A 22,959-nucleotide genomic window follows, 5' to 3' on the forward strand; every position below is an offset into this window, starting at 1 on the left:
TTGCTTTCCAATCTGACTTTACATGCTTTAGTGACCTAACGGATAACGACAACTTTCCAGAAATATCCGCTTGAGCTCAAAATAATGATCCGATGCTTGAGAAGCAAAAACCCATAGATTCTCACAAAAAATGACGAATCTTAAAACACCCTTTGAAAGGCCTTTAAAGACCCTTTGAAAACACCTTAAAAACCCTTAAAAGAAAATAAATTGGTACAAAACCTGGTGGCAAAATATACAAAACCCGCTGGCAAGCTACAGGCAAGCTACAACAAGCTACATACAACAAGCTACAGCTGGGGAACTTGGATTCGAACCAAGATTGACGGAGTCAGAGTCCGCTGTTCTACCATTAAACTATTCCCCAATAAGCCAATATTGCCACTTTTATCAGATTTTAGAGTGCAAGCAAGGACAAAAGAGAAACTTTCTGATTATTGATGATGAGAAGAATTTATCGATAATAAAGAGCAATAGGTATGTCATTGATTGTTTTGATCTGAACATCGACATCATAAATATCTTTAAGAATTTCTGGTTGCATGATTTCTTTTGGAGTCCCACAATAGGCGGCTTTCCCATTTTTTAGTGCGACAATCATATCTGAATAAGATGAAGCAAAATTAATATCATGCATAACAATAAGAATGGTTTTTTTGAGTTCATCCGCTGTGCGGCGTAACTGCTTCATCATAGAAACGGCATGTTTCATATCCAGATTGTTTAATGGTTCATCTAAGAGAAGATAATCGGTATCTTGGCAGATGACCATGGCGATAAAAGCCCGTTGGCGCTGCCCCCCAGAAAGCTCATCTAAAAAACGGTCCTTTAAATCTTGTAGCCCGAGATAGCGCAATGCACTGTCAATAAATTGTTTATCTTCATGTGTATACCAGCCTTTTGAATAAGGATAGCGACCAAAACTCACTAAATCATAAACGGTTAAGCGGAAGGATAAAGGATTATCTTGACGMAAAATTGAGAGCTTTTGAGCMAAAATATCATGGGGCATTTTATMAATATCAAAACCGCCGATATTAATTGTTCCTTTGTCATATGGTAAAAGACGTCTTATCAGCATTAAAAGCGTTGATTTTCCCGAACCATTGGGCCCAATAAGAGAAATAATCCCCCCTTTGGGAAGATGAAGGCATAAATTATCGATAATCAATCGTGCTCCGTAAGCCTTGGAAAGATGATTGATCTCAATCATTTTAGTTTTCCCTTCATCAGTAACATTAAGAAAACAATCCCTCCACAAAACTCAATGATAAAACTTAAACGTCCTGCCATGTGAAAAATTTGTTCTAAAATAAATTGTCCCCCCACCAAACAAATAATCGCTAATAATATTGCAATTGGCACAACAACACTATGTTTTGCTTGAGGAGAAAGTTCATAGGAAAGGTTGGCAACTAACAGTCCAAAAAAGGTGACAGGGCCTACTAATGCGGTGGAAATAGAAACGAGAATGGAAACAAAAATAAGGATAGCTGTCGCACTTTTGTGGTAATTAACACCAAGATTGAGAGCATTTTCACGTCCCAAAGCCAAAATATCAAGAAGATGACGTGAACGCCATCCAATCAGACTCATAATGAAGACAATGATTGTGGCAAAGCTTATGAGCGACGTATTAAATTTATTAAAATTTGCAAACATAATATCGGTTAAATTCATCATTTGGTCTGGATTAAGTTGCAATTGCATAAACATCCGTAAACTGAAAAAAAAACCACCTAAAACAACACCAATTAAAAGCGTCAAGTGAAGTCCTTTTAAGCTTCCTGAAAAGAGCCAGCGAAAAAGGCTTATTGAAAAAATAATGAGAATGAGGGCTTCGAGAATAAGCTGTCCTTGTTCATTCAAAAAAGGTAAAGAAAGAGAGCCCACAAAATATATAAGGACAGTCTTTATTAAAATATAAAGCTGATCAAATCCCATAATTGAAGGGGTAAGAAGACGGTTATTCGTGATTGTTTGAAATAAAACCGTAGAAACGCTTATTGCATACGCAATAAGAAGCAGAGAGGAAAGCTTTGTAAGACGAAATGTCCATGTGTAAACATTGATATTCCACGTCATGTAAAGTATAATGACAGTAAATGCCATGATGATAAGGGTTGTTAGTATACATATTGTTTTTTTGCTTTTATCCAAGATGCTTTCTCCAGCGTAAAAGCAGTATCATAAAAATAAAACTACCGATCACGCCCATTATGGTGCTGATAGGAACTTCGAAAGAAGGATGAATGATTCGTCCTAAAAGATCACAAATCAAAACCAATCCTGCACCGCTGATGGCTACCCAAGGAGCAGTATAGCGCATATTATCTCCCATAAAACTTGAAACAATATTTGGGATAATCAATCCAACAAAAGGAATACGGCCGACGGTACAGACAACAATAGCGGTGATTGAAGCAACAATAAAAAGCCCAAAAAACATGACAACACGATAATTTAATCCAAGGTTATTGGTTAAATCTTCTCCTAAGCTTGCAACCGTAAAGCGATCAGCAGTACAATAGGCCAGAATACAAAGGGGGAAGGATAGCCATAAAAGTTCATATTTCCCCTCAAGAATCATCGCAAAACTACCAAATAAGTAAGCTTGAAGAGAAGGAAGTAACATTTCATAATCTGCAATGGCATTGGTTAAAGAACCAATAATATAGCTTAGCATAATCCCTGTAAGAGGGATAATGAGAGCAGATTTTAGAGGAATACGGTGCAATAAAAACATAAAAAGTAAAGTGCCTGTCATGGCAAAAAGTGTCGCAACGATCATTTTGCCTAAAACAGGAATATCGGGCAGAATAATCATAGTAAAAAGAATACCAAGGGAAGCAGATTCAACGGTTCCAGCGGTTGATGGCTCGACAAAGCGATTACGTGTCAACAGTTGCATAATCATGCCTGAAAGTGCAAGTGCTGCGCCTACTAAAAGGATTGCAATGGTGCGAGGAAGACGCGTTTGCCAAAAAATAAGCCACGCATGGGGATCGGCTGCGAAGAGGCTAGACGGCGAGACATCTGAATAACCAACAAAAATGCTAAAGATGGACAAGAAAATTAGAAATATTATGGTTATCCAATAATTTTTCACGTTAAATCATTTTCTAATAAAACCTAAAAAAGCAAAGGTTGCTTAATAAACAACCTCTGCTTTTAAATTTAATTTATAGAGCAAGCAAGTGCTTTTGTACGGTTATTTGTTCTTTGTAAAGGCTTCATTGATCTGTTTAGCGGTTTCAAATAGACCCGTTAAACCACCACTTGCACGATACCAGCTCCAAGAGTCCAGATAAATAATTTGGTTTTTCTTGCTCGCTGTTGTACGGTGAACAAGCTCATTGTTGAGTAATTGTGCTGCAGATTGTCCTTCTCGTCCAATTGCTGCATCACGATCAATCACCAACAACCAATCAGGATTTGTCTCAAGAATAAATTCAGGAGAAATAAGCTGTCCGTGTTTTTGTACAGTGAGTTTATCCGTTGCAGGGGCAATCCCAAAAGCGGAATGAAAAATATCAAAACGTGACTTTGGACCCAAGGCACTGATTTTCCCACCAGAAGTCATGAGGACGAGCCCTTTGCCTTTTCCTTGGGTATTTTTACGGACTTCAGCTAAAGTTTCATTGAGTTTTGCAATTTCTTTTTCTGCTTCCTGTTCTTTACCAAAAATTTTCCCAAGGATAGACACATTTCGTTTAATATCTTCAAGAGAGTTTTCGTTTCCTACTGTTAGATCAATCGTTGGTGCCATTTTGGATAAATCGCTATATTTTGCTTGAGTTCGAGAAGAAATAATAATCAAATCGGGTTGAATGGTGGCTATTTTTTCATAATCCGGTTCAAAAAGAGTGCCAATTTTTTCATATTTTTCATCATTAAATTGTTGCAGATAGGATGGTTTTTTTCCTTCAGGAATGCCAACAACTTCTTTGATACCAAGGCGATTCATATTATCAAGCGTGGCAAGATCAAACACCACAACTTTTTTTGGAGAAGCAGGAACAGCAGTCGTACCTGAAACGTGATTGATCGTTACATTTGTCTGAGTATTCGTCTTTGCAATACTCGTATGAGTCCACAAAATCGTCGCAAAGCTGATTGCAACGAGCAAAACAGAAGTCACCCATTTCATATATTTTATCATCATGATTTTATCCTTTTATCTGATATTACAAGAGTTTGCGCATTTAAAAACCTTAATTTAGGTGTTTTGTGCACAAAACGAAGTGTAGATAAATAACACTATGTTGTAAAATTGACTAACATATGTTACAAATTGCTCACTTACCTTATTTTCACTTAACTCTAATGCTTTTGCAACATTTTTAGAAAGTTTAACATATGATCAATGTATTTAAAAAGCGTACACATTTGTACGCACTGACGACAAGTGCCTTCTTCTTTTTACAAAGTGTAGATGCTTCTGTGGGGAATAATTGGTTTTCATTCTCTTCACCTATGTTGTCTCCATTTGCGTCATTTTACTCACCTTCTTACTCATCTTCGCTGCCCGCTCAACTAGCTAATCCAGTTTTGAATTTGCTTCCGACATCTGCCTCTAACGCAATCTCTGACCAGATACTTTCGCTTGCGTTGGATTCGGTTAAAACATCTATCTCTAACTCAGTCTCTGACGGTATAGCTTCGATCCCTGATTCCGTAATTGCAACGCCGGTAAATATGATGAGGGGGGTAGCTTCAGTATTGGAATATTTAGAAGGATTACTTGAACCTTCATTAGAAGAAAAGCTTTCGGTGCCTATAGTGTACGTTTCTATAAAAAGACTTCCTGGTTCACAAGTACCTCTTTCTATGCTTTCGCCTAGAAAGGGTATAGATGCGTTGTGTGAAGATAGTTCTGATGATTCAAAGCATGAATCTGATTCAGAGCATGAATCCATTGTATGTGTAGGGGGTGAGGAACGTACAATAAAAGGAGGTAAGGTTCGTGTAAAAAAATACGGTGGTAATGCTGTGTTTGCAATGGGGCGTCTTGTTGTTGCAGATAATGCGCATGGTTTGCGTTCTGGCGCTGTACGGAGACCTTTTTTCAAAACTGTAGATATTGCTAAGGCGACAACTGTAAAGATAGAAAGTGTATCTATTGTTGGTGTCAATTCTCAAGGCTCTAGTATTCAAAATGCTACTATGGGATTTGGGAGTGCTGTATTTTCGTTAGCAGGTGCAAAGGTTGAATTGCTGGGGTCAAATATCGAGAGTTTTGTTGCTGGTCTTGAGGCTGGGTACAAAGGAAATATTCATATGAAGGGAGGAAGCATCAAAAAGACTTTTTTCGGTGCTTCAGCTGATGTCGAATCGTCTATTTTTTTAGAGGGAACAGATATTAATGTGGAGGTCGTTCATGAGAAAGTACCTCTGGATTATACAGTTGGTTTACGTAGTTCTGGTGGATCTCAAATAACGATGAGATCTGGGGCAATTACTTTCGCAAGAGGCGGCGTGGGAGTTTTAGCGGAAGACGAGGGATTTGTAAAACTAGACGATGTTGGGATTAACATTGCTGATAAAAAGGGAGGTGATGCGGCTGCTTCTAGTGTATCGAATCTAAGTGTTGTCTTTTTATTGAAAGATGGTTTTGTTTCTGCTAACCGTGTGACCTTTAACAGTTCTGATGCCATTGCTCTATGGGTTAATAATAACCTTGGTATTGAGGATAGTCTCTTTGGTGTTATTAATTATTTTGATGATGGTCTTGGTAGTGATAGTTTTCCTGAATTTGTTGATAATATTGTTGCTGATGGCGATGCCAATATTAGTGCTGCTATTAGCTATTCAAATATTACAGTGGAAGGTAAAGGCTCTTATGGTATATATTTTGGTGCACCAGAATTAAAAGAAGGCAGCTTAAAAACAAATAACAATCAAAGTGAAGAAGGCGAAGGTCCAAGTGCTAGAGTTAGAAGAAGTAGTGCTGTTGCAGAATCAACAGTAGGTAATGTGGAGAGCCAAGCATCTTTTCTGGAGAAGGATCGGGCACATCTGGTACTTTTAAGACATTCTGTTTTAAACGTACCAGATAGTGTGGCCATTTATGGTAAAGACTTCAATGGTTCTGTTGTTTTAGGGAGAGATACATTAGTTTCTGGTGATCTATTATTGCATGCTACAGGTTCCTCTAGTTTGTCGGTTTTCGCTCATGAATCTGATATTATAGGTTCTGCACGCATTGATGAAAACGCGAGTGCAAAACTTTTTTTATCTAATTCGGGGTGGCGTTTAGCAAAAAGTAAGTATAGTAGTGAGTCTTCGGATACGGATTGTATAGATTCGTGTGTCTCATCTATAGATATCAGAAATAGTGCTATTGCGTTTTTCCGGTCCGAAGGTGAAGATAGAGGTTATCAGACGCTTCGCGTTGGGGATGGGAACGGTGCGGTTTACACTGCTTCTGGAGATTCTTATATTTACTTTAATGCGCGTTTAGTTCCTAATGATTCGGAGAATGATCAAATGTCTGACAGGCTTTTGATTCATGGGGATGTTGTTGGAAAAACGATAGTGCGTGTAAAAGATACTTCAAAAGGAGTACAACAAGATCAGAATAAACCTCATAGTGTTTCAATTATTCAGGTCTTTGGACAAGCAGAGAAGGATTCTTTTAAGCTAGAAGATGATTATATTACACGAGAAGGGTCGCCTTATAAGTATGTTCTTCGCGCTTATAGTCCAATCAATTCTTCGGAAATGCAGCTTTTTGATAGGAAATTAATTGCGAATAGTGAAAATGCGAACAGTAAAAATGTTTGGGATTTTCGCTTAGAAAATCAATATGTTGTTTCTAGTACGGTTACTGACACTCGTGAAAAAGGAAATGGTGATTCGGTGACCTCTTCTGTGTCTGGAGAATCCGTTCCTGAACAATTTGTAAGGTCTGTTGTTCCACAAGTGCCAACTTATCTCGTCTTGCCTAATAGCGTATTCCATACTGGTTTGATGGATATTAACAATCAAAACAAGCAGTTGGAGACTTTGCGGATGACTTCTACAGGAATGCTAAAGATTCGTAAGAATCCTGCTTTATATTTACGTGGCTATGGTGGAAGTTACCGTTATGCTTCAGATTTATCTGCACTTGAATATGGTTATGACGGCGATCTTGACTATCGTGGTGTAGAGGCAGGTATGCTGTTGCAAACTATTGAAAATACTGACCATGCTCTATCCTTTGGCGTTATGGGAACTTATGGAAAACTTTCTCTGCGGCCTTTGGATGTTGAGCAAAGCCAGAAGAGTGCATTTGATAAATGGACTGCTACAGTATATGGTAGTATGCAGCATAATGCGGGCTTCTATGTTGATGGTCTTTTATCCTATGGTCTATTCAAAGGTGATGTTCTCACTCTTGCAAGGGGTAAGACAGCAACATTGAGAGCTAATCCTTTGAGTGTTTCTTTGATGAGTGGTCAGACAATTGCAACAGGATATAAGGGCTTTGTCTTTGATCCGCAGGTTCAGGTTGTTTATCAGCATCTTCAGTTTAATAAGGCCCGTGATATTGACAATTTTGATATTGAAATGGGGAACCTTAATCAGTGGGTGGCACGTGTTGGTGGATGCTTAACAAAGACTCCTACAGGCTCTGAAAGTGTGGATGCTGTTGCTTTCTATGGTAAGCTTTATCTTTCTCACGGTTTTGGAGAAAAACGGTCTGTACGTTTCAATGATGCTTTCAAGTTAGGGGCTTTTGGTTCCTCTATAGAGGCCGGATTAGGTTTTAATGCCAAATTGTTGCCGCAGTTTTCTCTGCATGCTGATGTTCTCTATCAACATAAGCTTAATAAGGCTGGTTTTTCTGGAGCAAGTTTCTCTGGGGGCGTGCGTTATCAGTTCTAATATAAGGTACGGTATGTATTTTTTAGAAAAGGCAGCACAATGTGCTGCCTTTTTTCTTTATAACAATGTGTGTTGTTCTTAAAAGCTTTTCGTCTGTTTGATATGAATAGAAAAGACATAGTTTATTGTGCGCATAAGCGCGTTTTTTTATGCTAAAGCGAATTTTCTTAAAATTTTTATCTACTGATAATGCGATAAATTCACTCATTTGTATGGACTTTTTAAGCGTGCAGGAGTCCAGTATGTGTTATGTTATCTTTTTTTATACCGTATTGATATTATCCAATATAATATTTGATACTTTCTAAAGCTCATTTTTAAGAGTTTGTTTTTCACTGATTTAAATCATTTCTTTGTGGAATAATTTTTTAAAATTCACAAGGCTAAATTGTGTTTTTAATTAATTGCACGCATCGATTTTATTTTTCTTTACACGAAATACAGAATGCATTATACACTTATAAAGTGTGCTCTGTTGTTATTCTCTTATAGATAGTTTTGTGTGTAGAGCTTATGACAAGTTTATAGGGATAATTCATTGCACGGTTCAAATGAGCATGAGGCATGTCTTTTTTGTCACACCTTTTGTATTTTGAGGTGCACAGTGGGATATTTTGCAAGTGCTTTTATTTTTAATGAGAGGGGAAGGAAAGTTTCGAGGGAACTATGATTAAAGTTTTTAGAAATCATGTATGTTTGTGTGTTTGTACAACAGCTATCCTTTCTTTGCTCCAAAATGGAAGGGAAGTTTATGCAGCTACAGAGGGGAAGAATAGAGGACCTTATACTATAACTGTTACTCCGATCAATGGTATTGGTGTTACTTCTGGTCATCTTCTGAGTGGAAATAATGTGCATAAGCCTCTGAGTGGGGAGAGTGGGGGGAGTTATTATTATCCTAGTATTGGCAATAACGATGAGGGTATTCGTGGGGGGAATGACTATCGTGTTCTGAGTGGAAAGGAGGGAGAGGACGGACATCAAAATGGGGGGAAAGGGTATGAGAAAAATATCGATAATAGGGTTAGAAATGAGGGCTCTGATGAAAGAGGTGTGGATTCTGCGTTTTATTACTATAATGGGTTGTATTATATATGCGATAATTGCGGGACGGGTCCTAACAATGTGAAGTCTACAGGGGAGGGGCTAAAAATTGATAATAAATCTTATAGCATTACGAAAGAGAATGTTTTTCAATATCCTGATGATCCTATTGCTATAACGGTGAAAGGAATAGGCACAAAGGTTAGTGGGAAGAATGTAAAGGTTAGCAGTCAAGTTGCCGATAAAACTTTTCTAATGGGGGTACACGTATTAGAGAACGGTAAGATTGTGTTGGAAAATCCGATTATCGAAAATACAGTTATAGGCCTTCGTGCGAGTAATGGAGTGATTGAGGTAAAAAATGGAAAGATTTGGGAAAGTCATGAAGGTGTTGATGCAGCAGATCGTTCATTTGTTCTTTTAGAAGATACAGACATTAAGACGGCTGATGGGAATGCAAGTCTTTTAAGTTATGATCATTCAGAAATTTGGATGTCAGGTGGATCAGTTAATTTTATGAACAGTCATGGGGTTTCTTCGACGTTAGGTGGAAAAGTAAATCTCGAGAATGTTAAAATTACTGGGAAGGGCAAAGAAAAAAATTCAGATCATCATGCAGTTTTGTATACGGATTTAGGGAGGGCTGTTAATTTAAAAGGGACGACCATTCATGCCATGAATGTTCATGGCATATTGTTAGAAAATAAAGTCAATTCTATTCTTCAGCAGGAAGTTAAAGATTTATCGAATGAGGATTCTCATTCTGAGTCTGGGGCTTCTGTGACTGAAGTTAATATTAAATCCTCTACTATTAATGTAAATGGCCCTAGATCTTACGGTATATATTTTAAGGGAAAAAAACCATGGAACGAAGATGGGAATAAAAAAGAGGATATCTCACTAGAGGGAGAAAAAGCTCCACCACGATTAGAAGTTGTTAATTTGGATGCAACAGAGTTTTCTGTTGAAGATGATACGGTTCTTTATGGTGAAAACCTTATTTCTGGTGCGGTGAGTTTATTAAAAAGTACTCTTCATTCAGGGGATTTTTTATTAAAAGCTAAGAACGGGGCTTCTATAACGGTTTTGGCTGATGGCTCTACGCTTGAAGGTCGTGCTCACGTTGATGAAAATTCTAATGCCGAACTTTATTTGGGAGGTCACTCTACATGGATTTTACAACGACGGTTGCAAAAAGATCAACATGAGGCTGCAAATAATTCTTCTATTTCATTGGTTAGTCTTATGGGTGGGAGTTCTATTCATTTAAAAAGACAAGAATCTTCTTCTGTTGATGATTATCAAACCCTTCATATTGGAAAGGGAGAGGGTGAAGTTTATAGAGCGCAGGATGGTGCCTCTATTTTTCTTAATACATATCTGAATGAGGGGGGGGATCTTGATCATCAAAAGACGGATCGTGTTTTAATTCATGGTGATGTTTCGGGAAAAACAATGCTCCACGTGCATGCTGTTGCAGGAAGTCCGGGAGGGTACACGGGAAAGGGCGGGAATGATGAAGGACTTTCAATCATTCAGGTTTCTGGAGCAGCAAAGCAAGATTCTTTTCAGTTGGAAGGTGGTTATGTAGCGTTAAACGAATTACCTTATCAGTATAAGCTCTATGGTTATGGTCCAGAATCTGATTTAGGAAAAGCCAATGCTGGGCAAAGGCTTGTTGAAGGAACCGGAGAATTTTGGGATTTCCGTCTTGAAAGTCGATCTGTAGATTCTGATATTAAACCTAAACCAGATCCTAGTCCAACGCCTCCTGCTCCAACGCCTCCTAGTCCTTCTCCAGAACCAGCTCCAGAGCCTCATCCTATGCCTAAGCCGGGAGTTAGGGCTGTTGTTCCGCAGGTTCCGACTTATCTCCTTTTGCCTAATGCCCTACGTCATCTTGGTTTGATGAATATTAGCAATCAAAATAAGCGGTTAGAAGCTTTGCGAATTGCTTCTGGTGGCTTGTTAGAAAGTCGCGAAAATCCTCTCTTTTTTGTGCGTGGTTATGGCGGTAATCATCGTTATACTTCAAATCTTTCTGCGCTTGAGTATGGTTATGGCGGCGAGTTGGCTTATAATGCACTAGAGGCAGGTGTTTTGCTGAAAGCAATCGAAGATATGTATGGGACGACTTCTTTTGGAATGATCGGGTCTTACGAGAAATTTTCCTTGCAGCCTGTGAATGTTGAACAGAGTCAAAAAAGTACATTTGATAAATGGTCCGTTGCGGCATATGGTGGTGTGCAGCATGATACAGGTTTTTACGTTGATGGTCTTGTGTCTTATAGTTTTTTTAAGGGGGATGTTGTGACTACAGCTCGGGGTAAAACGGCAACATTAAAGGGAAATCCTTTAAGTGCTTCATTGACAGCTGGTAAAACATTTATGGTGGGAGAGGACGGTTTTGTGTTTGATCCGCAAGTTCAGGTTGTTTATCAATATCTTCCATTTAATAAAGTGCGTGATGTGGACGGTTTTGATATTGAGTTAGGAAAGCTTCATCAGTGGGTAGGGCGTGTTGGAGGGCGTTTAACAAAGATGCTGGTTGCTACTGATGAAGCTCAGGTTATTTCTTTCTATGGCAAACTTTATCTTGCTCATGGTTTTGAAAGAAAACAGTTTGTGCATTTTAAAGACGCTTTTCAGCTAGGGGCTTTTGGTTCTTCATTAGAAACTGGATTAGGTTTTAATGCCCAATTGTCTCAAAATTTTGCGCTTCATGGTGATTTGGGGTATCAGCACAAGCTAACGAAAGCTGGTTTTTCTGGAACGAGTTTTTCGGGTGGATTACGTTATCATTTCTAGTGTTGTTTTTGTTTAATTTTTTGAAAAAGCCACAAGTTATCCTTGTGGCTTTTTTCGTTTATTCGTTTTGTTATTATAGCTTTTTTATAGAATGTGGTTTTGCTTCTTTTTAATATGTTTTTGGGTTGTTTTTCTTTTATTTTTCTTGAGAAGTTTAATGAGTGTATACGTTATTGTTATAAAAAGCGTATTTCATAATGATTTTTTGTATTATTGATAATATTCTGATTTATAAGGATATTTTCAATATGCTTTTGAAATATAAAAAGCATTCATTTGCATGTGTAGGATTGGTTGATGGATAAAAAATCGTTTAAGAAAGGAGACAATATCGTTTTGTGAATGGTGTTAAGAGGAGTGGATTTGTAATATTAGAAGTTGGTAAAGAAAATAATGCACCTTAAGCGCAATGAGGGCTGTATCCGGTAGATACTTTATATTATATCCGCTGCTGTTGTGAAATGGAGGTAGAAGAAATGAGAGATATCTGAGAAAACTGGTAGAATGAGCAACATAATATCTTTTTTGAAAATGCGCTTTCTTAAAAGGAATGCGATAAATAGCAGGATGAAGTCATGCGTAATCTTGACTTTTTAAAGATATAACTCTGAGTGTTTTTGAATGTTGTAAAGTTGAATTAAAAGGAGGCGGTAAAAATAGGAATTGATTTTGATTTTTACATGTTCCTGTTCTAAATTAAGCTGTCTTTCCATAAAGATTGCCTGAAAACAGACATATGTGTGCCCCTTGTTTCCCAGTTTTGGCATATACTGAGTTTTATTTGCTTACAGAGTGCTCATTGTTTCAATATAAATATTTATCTGCAATATGTTAACTATATATGCTCTGGTGTTGATTAGGCAGGAGTTAAAGGAAGCATTTTAAATGCATGTAAGCCTATAACGCTGTTTTTGAATAACAACTTTAAAAGTGATTTTTCTCGTTTTTCAGCTCTATTTTGACAAACGCTTTGTAAAAACAACAGATTCAGAGTGTATTTTTTAGTAATTTTTTAATTGCATATTTACATAAAACACAAAAAATAATAATATATCTTATACATTTAACCGAAAACGTATTAATATTTCTTTTAAGTTAGGTTTTCTGATACGTTATGTGTTGCTTTTAATCAAGGGGGGGCAAATTATGGTGGAATTATGGTCAGTTTATTTAAAAATCGTTTCTCCTTATATGCTTTCACAACAGCAGTTCTTTTTTTTACACATAATGTTGGTGTTTTTGCACACAATGCTGAATCTCAAATTCTCTCTGGAAAAGGGCAAGATTCATGTAATCAGGATGCTGCATATTTTTGGTGTAATAATAGTAGTAGTAGATATTTCTTGGTAAATAAAAGTTATCAAAAAACTGATAAAAATATGGATCAAACTGTTGCTATACATTCGATTGGATACGGCACGCGTGTCTTCGGGATAAAGGTGACTATTAAGGATGCTGCAAATGCTGATAATTTGGAAGGAAGTTTTTGGAAATATGGGGTTTTGGCGAGTTCACGTGGAGAAGTGTTTATAAAAGGAGGAGAGATTAGCTTTACACATGGTATCGGCGTTGGAGTAGAAGATGGGGGAAAGATCCTGTTAGAGAGAGTTTCCATTACCGAAACAGGTGGTCAGGGGCTGAGTATAGGTGATAGTGAAAATTCAGCTTTTCATGTGTCTGGCGTTGGGGCTATCCATTTTGAGAAAGGTAAAGTTAAGCTAGCCAATGCTCATGGTTTTTCAATGCATGGGGATAATATCAATATGAATGGCAATATGGATGGTAGGCATATATCTATCGAGGATTCTACGGTTTTAGTAGAGAGTGATACGGCTTATGGTTTACGTTTTAGGGAGGGACTAGGGGACAAAAATAAGATCGGAAGTCTTCCAAAAACAAGCTTGCCTGTACGAAGTAATGTCTCTTTGCTAAGAACCACTTTTAGAGTTCCAAATAGTATAGCTATTCATAGCAGAAAATCTGGTGCTGTTGTTAAGCTTTTAGATAAATCCGAACTTTCTGGAGATTTATTATTGAAGGCTGAAGGTGACTCTTTGGTGAGGATTTTAGCTAATGATTCTATGCTTGTAGGGGGAGTGCGTGTTGATGAAAGTTCTTTTGCTGAATTTCGGTTGAGAGATGGTTCGAAATGGACTTTATCACGACCGAAAAATAAAACTTTACAAGTTCCTAGTTCTATAGGTGTTTCATCAATTTCATTAATACATCTTATTGATAGTTCTATTGTTTTTGAGAAACCCACAGATAATGCAACGAATGATTATCAAACACTTCATATTGGAAAAGGAGAGGGTGTTGTTTATAAAGCGCAGGGTGATGCGCATATTTATCTTAATACGTATTTAAATAAGGGGGGAGATATTAGAAATCAAAAAACTGATAGGCTGTTAATTCATGGTGATGTTGAAGGAGAAACCGTAATACATGTGCAAAGCGTTTCAGGAAGTCCAGGAGGTGGTACAGGGCATCATGGAAATGACAAAGGTATCTCAATTATTCAGGTTTCTGGAAAAGCAGAGAAAGATTCTTTTCAGTTGGATGGTGATTATGTTGCATTAGAAGGTCTGCCTTATCAGTATAAGCTTTATGCTTATGGTCCAAACTCTGAATTAGGAAAGGCAAGTGCGTCTCAAAGATTAGTCGAAGGTAATGGAGATTTTTGGGATTTCCGCCTTGAAAATGGGTATATTGATTCTGATCCTACATCTAAACCCACTCAGAATTCTAAGTTTGTGTCGGCTTCTCGTCCTAACCAAGGCGATAAAGCTGTTGTTTCGATGTCTTCTGCGGATAGTTTTTCTAAAATTGAAGATGTTTCTTCTTCTAGACGAGGTGTAAGATCTGTTGTTCCGCAAGTTCCAACTTATTTGCTTTTGCCCAATAGTCTGCTCCAAGCTGGTTTGATTGATATCAGCAATCAAAACAAGCAGTTGGAGACACAGCGCGCTAATCCTCGTGGGGTGTTGGAAATTCGTGCAAATCCTGCTTCATTTTTGCGTGGTTATGGGGGAAGCTACCATTATACCTCAGATTTGTCTGCGCTTGAATATGGTTACGGAGGCGATCTAGGGTATTATGCACTAGAGGCAGGTGTTTTGTTACAAAAAATTGAAAATGTTGAGAATGTCATATCCTTTGGGATTATGGGCTCTTACGGAAAGCTTTCTCTACAGCCTTTGAATGTTGAACAAAGCCAAAAAAGTACATTTGATAAATGGACTGCTACAGTCTATGGCAGTATGCAGCATGATACAGGCTTCTATGTCGATGGTCTTGCGTCTTATGGTTTGTTTAAAGGTGATGTTATGACAACGGCACGGGGAAAGACAGCAACATTGAAGGGTAATCCCTTAAGTCTTTCTTTGATGAGTGGTAAAAAAGTTGTCACAGGATATGAAGGCGTTGTTTTTGATCCACAAGTTCAGGTTGTTTATCAACATCTTTGGTTTGATGAGGCCCGTGATATTGATAATTTTAATATCGAGATGGATAAGCTTGATCAATGGATGGTGCGTATTGGTGGACGTTTGACGAAGACTCTTGCTGTGCCTGAAAAGGATCGTGATGTTTCTTTCTATGGGAAAGTTCATTTTGCCCATGATTTTGGCAAAGAAAGGTCTGTGCGCTTTAAAGATTCTTTCCAATTAGGAGTTTTTGGTTCTTCTCTAGAAGCTGGCTTGGGTCTTAATGCCCGTTTGTCTGAAAAAATCGCGTTTCATGGTGATTTGGTTTATCAGCATAAGTTGAGTAAAGGTGGTTTTTCTGGAATTAGTTTTTCTGGTGGGTTGCGCTATCGTTTTTAGGATGATTGCCTTTGGGATGCATAAAAAAAGCCACAAGTTATCCTTGTGGTTTTTTTATTTTTTTGTTGCATGAGAAAATTTGTTTTTTTAGAAACGAGATAATGCTTTCAGGGTTCCAGTTTTGACTTTTTATGCTGTTTTTTCTCTATGCAAGATACTGATTTATAAGAATTCATTGTTTTATATTGAATGAGAAACACGAATATCGTGGGGTTTTTTCCTTTCAAATTTGTTCTCCGTTGAATTGATTAAAACCATTCGTTTCCATGTTATAAGTGGGCAGAGCCGTGTGGATAAAAACGAGACAAGAAAAGAGTCAAAATGCCTCTTATGAACCGTTTCAAGTGCTAAGGGCTGTTGCAATATTTTAAGATTGACAAAGTGGGGGAAGGGGAAGCTTACTTATTTATAAGCGTAAAGATGGGATACTCAATGAATTTATCGTTATACTATTCACGGGCGTTATCGTGAAATGGGCTTAAGTATGTTGAGAGATATGTCTTTTAAATAACATGTGAATTGGCAACATTATATTCTGCTCGGGGCGCTTGTTCTTCGTGATGGTCGTGGTTCTATTAAAAGGAACGCGATAAACATAAAGTGTGCGGCAATACGTCATCTCTTTTTATATAAATTTACAAATTCTTTTGAGATCACTGCTTGGGGGTAGAGGGATTTATTTTCTATTTTTGCGCGTATTTATAAAAATACAATTTTAAATTGTGATATTTTTAGATTATGGCTTTACATAAGAAGCATCGTGGATATATAAAATACAAAATGTATTTTAATTTATCGCGCGTAATCAACATTATTAAATAGAACGCGTGTTTTTTGCTTTTAGAGAAGGGGAAGAAAGTTTGTAGAAAATTATGCTCAAAAATCATCTCTCTTTATGTCGTTTTACAACGGTTATTTTTTTCTTTGTACACAATGCTGATGCTGGTGAAGTTTCTTCTGAGAAGAAGCACTATTCATGTAATGAAAGTGCCTCATTTTATCACTGCAACGATGGTCAAACGCATGAAATTGCTGGGAAAATTTATAAACTCACAGGTGAAAGTTCTGATGCAGCCTTAGAGGCATCAGGGGAAAATACACTCATTGAGGGAAATGTTATAATCATTAACGGTGTTTCAAATGCAAATGACCATTCAGGAAAAGGCGCTTGGACAACAGCTGTAAAAACCTCAAAAGGGGGAGGCGTTGCTCTATATGATTCCATGTTAAATGATGTCTCGATAGGGGCCGATGTTAGTGAAGAGGGTGCTTTTGAAATGCAGAACGGGGTGATTAAAGCAACCAGAATAGGGATTGGTGTTGTTGGTGAGCAGTCGTTGGTTTCTTTGACCAAAACAGAGATTAGGGCATCTTCTGATGCGATCGGTCTTTTGAGTCATAATGGTGCAAAAATGCATATGAAAGGAGGAAAGATTGACTTTGCTGATGGTATTGGCGTTCAAACAGGAGGAGATGGAGAAATTAATTTAGAGGGTGTTTCTATTATCGGAAAGGGGAAACAAGGGAAAAATACCGATAATCATCGTGAAGGTTCTGCTTTTAGTATGCTTCAGGGGAAAGGCATGATTCATTTCAAGAAGGGCAACGTTAATGTTAACAATGCTCATGGCATTGTATTGCAGGGGAATAATAATGCTGCTGCTTATATTCAACATTCCAATGTTTTTGTGAGAGGGAATGCATTTCATGGTATGCACTTTTTTTGGGAAGCTGTCTTGGATGGGGTAAAGAAAATTATACCAGGAAAAGGGGCGGTTCAGTTGACGCAGACAACTTTTGTAGCTCCGGAAAGTACGGCTATTTATAACCGCGAATTTGAAAGCTTTGTTAAACTCTTACAAAATTCAAAAGTTTCTGGCGATTCACTGCTGAAAGCTGTTGAACATTCCAATGTCAAGGTTGAGGCTGATGCTTCTACCCTTGTAGGAAGCGCATATGTTGATGAAAGTTCTACAGCTAAGATCGTGTTAAAAAATGGTTCAAAGTGGATTTTATCGCGACCAAAATATGAAAAATTACAAAACTCTGATGTGTCTGGTTCTAGATTAAAAGATTATTCTTCTATTTCATCGGTCGAACTTTCTGAGAGTTCTCTCATTTTTGAAGAATTAAAGTCCAAAGCAACAGATGATTATCATACACTTCTCATCGGAAAAGGAACAGGGACTGTCTATAAAGCGCAAGGCGATGTGAATGTTTATCTTAATACATATTTGGATCAAGGGGGCAAGCTTGAAGAGCAGAAAACTGATCGGCTTTTAATCAATGGTAATCTTGAAGGAAAAACGATAGTCCATATTTATAAGGTTCCTGGAAGTCCAGGGGCATTGACAGGAGAGGGTGGTAATAATCAGGGGATTTCCATTGTTCAGGTTTATGGAAAAGCTGCTGAAGATTCTTTTCAGTTAAAGGGGGGGTATGTTGCACTTGAAGCCTCACCCTATCAGTATCATCTTAAGAGTTATGGTCCAAGTTCTACTTTAGGAGAGGCTGATTCCAATCAAAGAGTGCTTAAAAACACTGGAACATTTTGGGATTTCCGCCTTGAAAGTAAGTTGGTTGATCCTACCCCTTTTGATCCCACTGAAATTATTCCTGTGATTGATTTCTTTGTCCCACTTTCTTCTAATGATATTCCTTCTGTGCCTAAAATTCATCCTAATATTACTGGAGGTAAAGAGGAGGTTATCGATTCTAATTCTCAGCAAGAACCTCAGGAACCAAGTCTTTCTACTCCTATAGATTCTCCCGATAGGGATTCCCATATTACGACCACACCTTATGGATCTGATGTTTCTGTGTTTGAGGTTCTAAATCCTCCTCCTGTTATTTCTCCCCCTGTATCTGGTTCACCTGTACCGCCATCTGTTCCTACTCCTCCTTCTGTTGTTTCACCCCCTGCATCTGGTTCACCTATACCGCCATCTGTTCCTACTCCTCCTTCTGTTGTTTCACCCCCTGCATCTGGTTCACYTATACCGCCATCTGTTCCTACTCCTCCTTCTGTTGTTTCACCCCCTGCATCTGGTTCACCTGTACCGCCATCTGTTCCTACTCCTCCTTCTGCTGTTTCACCCCCTGYATCTGGTTCACCTGTACGGCCATCTGTTCCTACTCCTCCTCCTGTTATTTCTCCCCCTGCATCTGGTTCAYCTGTACGGCCATCTGTTCCTACTCCTCCTTCTGTTGTTTCACCCCCTGCATCTGGTTCACCTATACCGCCATCTGTCTCTACTCCTCCTTCTGTTGTTTCTCCCCCTGCATCTGGTTCACCTATACCGCCATCTGTCTCTACTCCTCCTTCTGTTGTTTCTCCCCCTGCATCTGGTTCACCTGTACGGCCATCTGTTCCTACTCCTCCTTCTGTTGTTTCTCCCCCYGCATCTGGTTCACCTGTACGGCCATCTGTTCCTACTCCTCCTCCTGTTGTTTCTCCCCCTGCATCTGGTTTACCTGTGCCGCCATCTATTCCTCCCACTCCTTCTGTTGTTGTGCCGCCTGCGTTTATTCTTCCTATTTCTGAGCCTTCTTCTTATTTTGAGCGAAATGCGAGAGCCTTTGCTCCACAGTTTTTGACTTATATTCTTGTGCCAAATACCTTATTTCATGCTGGATTGGTGGATATCAGTAACCAAAATAAGCAGTTGCAAACGCTGCGAACTTTTTCTCAGCGGTTTTTAAAAAATAATGAAAATCCGGCTTTGTTTTTGCGCGGTTACGGTGGGCATCATCGTTATACTTCAAATTTGTCTGCACTTGAATATGGATATGGAGGCGACCTTGATTATAATGCACTAGAGGCAGGTATTTTACTTAAAAAAATCGAAAATGCATATAGTACGACTTCTTTTGGAATTATGGGAAATTATGGCAAACTTTCTTTGCGTCCTCGAGAGGTAAAACAACGTCAAGAAAGTATCTTTGATAAATGGTCCATTACAGCCTATGGCAGCGTGCAGCATGATACGGGTCTTTATATGGATGGTCTCTTCTCTTACGGTCTGTTTAATGGAAATGTTCTTACACGTGAGAGAGGTAAAACGGTTGCCTTGAGAGGCAAGCCCTTAAGTTTTTCCTTAACGGCTGGTAAAACGTTTATGATAGGCTGTCGATGTTTTATTTTTGAACCACAAGTCCAGTTTGTTTATCAAAATCTCCAATTTCATAACACGCGTGATATTGATAATTTTAATATTGATATGCGAAGACCAGACCATTGGGGAGTGCGTCTTGGTGGGCATTTAACCAAAACAGTGACATTTACGAAAGAGGCGCAGGTTCTTTCATTTTATGGTAAGCTTTATTTTATTCGTAGTTTTGATGATAAACAGTTTGTGTATTTTAAAGATGCTTTCCAGCTTGGTTCCTTTGGGTCTTCTTTAGAAGCTGGAATTGGTGTTTATTCACAGTTATCTGCAAAAATTACTTTTCATAGCGATCTCATTTATCAGCGTAAATTTACAAAGGCTGGTTTTTCTGGAATGCACTTTTCTGGTGGATTAAGTTATCATTTTTAGCTGTATTTTTTCTTAATACATCTCATCTTTTGTGAAAATTGCAAGCACAAAATGTAACTTTATTGTGTTATTTTTCTGTTTTTCAACTTTACATATAATCCAAAACGAATTATGTGGACAACACATAATAATAACCAGTCGATGAGCCAGATGTGTCTTTTCGATTTTCAATGAAGATGAAATAAAGAAAGTTTAAAGTTAATTATGATTAAAGTATTACAACGCCATGTGTGTGTATGTTCTCTTACGGCGTCTATTTTTTTCTTCGCACACACTATGGGTGTGAATGCAGAAGATTATAAACCATCATGTAATTCCCTCTTTAAATCGTATTCGTGTGATACTGTTAATTCTTCAAAGACTATCGAAAGAAGCGATCAAGAATATGTGAAAGGATTGGATACAAGTTTAAAAAATGTTGTTTCTATATCCCAATCTAATAATACAGTTATTGAACTGAAAAAAGGTAAAGGGGGAGAAGGCACTTCAAAAATTAGTGGGACTTTAGAATTTAATAAATCTGAGAAGATTACATCAGCCGTGATTGTGTCAAAAGATGAGAATATTTCTTTTAAAAAGATTTCTGTTACAGGTAGTGGCGAAAAGGAAAAAGGTAAAAACGGGAATGTACTTCGATCTGTGTTTGGTGTGAAGCAGGGCGGTTTTCTCTTCGTTGATGATGGTGAGATTCATGTTACAGATGTTCATGGTATAGCAATTGAAAGTGCAAACCCGGTTTTTCAGGAAAGATCATTTAAGTTGCGGGATAATTCTATGTCTTTGGTTTCTTTTGAAAACTCAAAGATTGTTCTTAAGGGGCATGGAGCTCATGGTCTACATTTTAGAGGAAATCCTTCACAATACGAATATCACGAGGGAGAGCTTCTTACGAGTTTAGGGGAAATTCGATTTAAAAAGACAAATCTTCATGTTCCCAATGGTACAGCTATTTATAGTGATGATGCGAGGAGGTATCCCTATATTACGGCATCAGAAGGTTCCCATATTTTTGCTGATCGGTTATTAGATGTTAAAAATAATTCATTTGTTGCACTTGATGCCTATGCGTCTTTTCTTACAGGGGGGGCACAGGTTGAGAAAGGTTCTTATGGCAGTGTTGAGTTGTTCAATCAATCACAATGGACTGTAAGAGCAGATAAAAATGCACTTAAGAAGAATGGAAAAGATCCGTATTTTGTAGATTCATCTGTTTCGTTTGTAAGGCTTATTGATAGTTCCATTTTCTTTGGTAAACCTCAAAACGGTTATTATCAGAGACTTCATGTCGGAAGCGTAGAGGCTCAATCCAGTGATTATGCTTATGTTGCGGGAGGGAATGCGCGCTTATATATCAATGCACAGCTTGCTGCAAATGGTAAAAATAAAGAGGTAAACGCTGATACGCTTGTGATCTATGGTGATGTTTATGGAAAAACCAAGGTGTATATTGTAAATCCTTCAGTGACTCTGGGAAAAGGAAAGACGCTACAAGTTAAGAACGGAGATCGCCATAATACTTCAATTATTCAGGTTTACGGAAAAGCAGCGGAAGATTCTTTTAAATTGGCAACAGATTATGTCGCTTTAAGAGGAGCGCCTTATCGATATAGTTTGCGTGCTTATGGCCCAACATCTTCTTTGGGACAAGCAAAAGAGGAAAATAAATTCGCTAAAGGGACATCGGCAAAGCATAATGGCGATTTTTGGGATTATCGACTTGAAGCTGAATATGTTCAACCTTCTTCTCAAAAGCCTAGTTCTCAAGTGAAGAAAATTGTCTCTCATCGCCGTGTTTCTCGTTCTATTGGATTTCATGGTCATCATAATAGTGTTTTAGCTGATCATGATACTTCTGTTCTTTATTCTGAAGAGGGTGTTAAGGCTGTTGTCCCACAAGTTCCAACCTATCTATTGATGCCTAATGCTTTGTTTCAGGTTGGTTTGATGGATATGAACAATCATAACAAACAGTTGGAGACATTGCATACCACTTTTGGGCGTACCACCGCTGGGGCTTTAGGAGAAAATGGTAAAAATTCCGCATTTTTTGCGCAAGGTTACGGTGGAAGTTATCGTTATGTTTCTGATCTGTCTGAGCTTGAGTATGGTTATAGCGGAAATTTGAATTATAACGCTATAAAGGCAAGTCTGTTGCTTAGTACGGTTGAGGATACACATCATAGTCTAAATTTTGGAATAATGGGGAGCTATGGGAAAATTTCTCTACACCCTCAAGATGTTGAAGAAAGCAAAAAAAGTACATTTGATAAATGGTCTATTACAGCATACAGCAGCATACAGCATGATACAGGCTTCTATATCGATGGTCTTTTTTCCTATGGGCTATTTAAAGGGGATGTTCAGACAAAAGCAAGAGGCAAGACAACAACATTGAAGGGAACGCCTTTGAGTGCTTCAGTGATTGCGGGTAAGTCATTTATAACAGGACATAAGGGGCTTATTTTTGATCCGCAGGTTCAGGTTGTTTATCAAAATTTGCGCTTTGATAAGGCTTCTGATGTCGATGGTTTTGATATTGAAATGGGAAAATTAGACCAGTGGGTGATGCGTGTTGGTGGGCGTTTAAGTAAGATGCTTGCGGCCTTTGAAGAAGGACAAGTTGTTTCTTTCAATGGGAAACTTCACCTGACCAATAGTTTTGGAGGAAAACAACGTGTGCGGTTTGGAGATGAATTCCAATTAGGAGCTTTTGGTTCTTCTTTAGAAACAGGATTGGGGTTGAATGCTCAGTTGTCTTCAGATTTTGCATTGCATGGAGATGTAACTTATCAGCATTGTCTTAGAAAAGCTGGTTTTTCAGGGATGATTTTTTCAGGCGGTTTACGTTATCGTTTTTAGGGACCTATGAAATA

Annotated in this window: 9 protein-coding genes and 1 tRNA gene; 5 read left to right on the plus strand and 5 right to left on the minus strand. The window is 38.1% G+C overall.

The genetic code is table 11. The annotated features are described in order from the left end of the window. Positions 1-296 precede the first annotated feature (296 nt). The 5 genes from CER18_RS05350 to CER18_RS05370 form a co-directional block, all read right to left on the minus strand. Positions 297-367, minus strand: a tRNA-Gln gene (locus CER18_RS05350). A gap of 87 nt (positions 368-454) precedes the next feature. Then, a complete protein-coding gene (locus CER18_RS05355) occupies positions 455-1,213 on the minus strand; it encodes an iron ABC transporter ATP-binding protein (protein WP_100129045.1) in 759 nt (252 codons plus the stop codon). Then, positions 1,210-2,112: an iron chelate uptake ABC transporter family permease subunit gene (locus CER18_RS05360; protein ID WP_432417136.1), complete on the minus strand. Its 903-nt coding sequence runs from the start codon at positions 2,110-2,112 to the stop codon at positions 1,210-1,212. The genes CER18_RS05355 and CER18_RS05360 overlap by 4 nt, the downstream gene beginning before the upstream one ends. Positions 2,113-2,152: 40 nt before the next feature. Next, on the minus strand, positions 2,153-3,109 hold the full coding sequence (locus CER18_RS05365) for an ABC transporter permease (protein ID WP_100129047.1): 957 nt from the start codon (positions 3,107-3,109) through the stop codon (positions 2,153-2,155). 102 nt (positions 3,110-3,211) lie between these two features. Continuing rightward, the gene (locus CER18_RS05370) at positions 3,212-4,162 is read right to left on the minus strand and encodes a siderophore ABC transporter substrate-binding protein (RefSeq protein ID WP_100129078.1); all 951 of its coding nucleotides are present in this window, start codon (positions 4,160-4,162) and stop codon (positions 3,212-3,214) included. 197 nt (positions 4,163-4,359) lie between these two features. Between CER18_RS05370 and CER18_RS05375 the strand changes: the two genes are divergently transcribed. The 5 genes from CER18_RS05375 to CER18_RS05395 all read left to right on the plus strand — a co-directional run bounded on the left by CER18_RS05375 (position 4,360) and on the right by CER18_RS05395 (position 22,945). After that, positions 4,360-7,872: an autotransporter outer membrane beta-barrel domain-containing protein gene (locus CER18_RS05375; protein WP_100129048.1), complete on the plus strand. Its 3,513-nt coding sequence runs from the start codon at positions 4,360-4,362 to the stop codon at positions 7,870-7,872. Positions 7,873-8,538: 666 nt separating this feature from the next. After that, positions 8,539-11,724 carry an autotransporter outer membrane beta-barrel domain-containing protein gene (locus tag CER18_RS05380; protein ID WP_100129049.1) on the plus strand — a complete coding sequence of 1,062 codons (3,186 nt, stop codon included), beginning with the start codon at positions 8,539-8,541 and terminating at the stop codon, positions 11,722-11,724. A 1,157-nt stretch (positions 11,725-12,881) separates the two neighbouring features. Next, positions 12,882-15,548, plus strand: coding sequence for an autotransporter outer membrane beta-barrel domain-containing protein (locus CER18_RS05385; protein WP_100129050.1), 2,667 nt, complete (start codon positions 12,882-12,884; stop codon positions 15,546-15,548). Between the two features lie 872 nt (positions 15,549-16,420). After that, complete coding sequence (locus CER18_RS09890) at positions 16,421-20,086, plus strand: autotransporter outer membrane beta-barrel domain-containing protein (RefSeq protein WP_245410056.1); 3,666 nt, start codon at positions 16,421-16,423, stop codon at positions 20,084-20,086. A gap of 204 nt (positions 20,087-20,290) precedes the next feature. Continuing rightward, positions 20,291-22,945 carry an autotransporter outer membrane beta-barrel domain-containing protein gene (locus tag CER18_RS05395; protein ID WP_100129051.1) on the plus strand — a complete coding sequence of 885 codons (2,655 nt, stop codon included), beginning with the start codon at positions 20,291-20,293 and terminating at the stop codon, positions 22,943-22,945. Positions 22,946-22,959: the final 14 nt, after the last annotated feature.

Origin of the sequence: Bartonella tribocorum (genome assembly GCF_002777915.1) — a bacterium.
In the GTDB taxonomy this organism is placed as follows: domain Bacteria; phylum Pseudomonadota; class Alphaproteobacteria; order Rhizobiales; family Rhizobiaceae; genus Bartonella; species Bartonella tribocorum_A.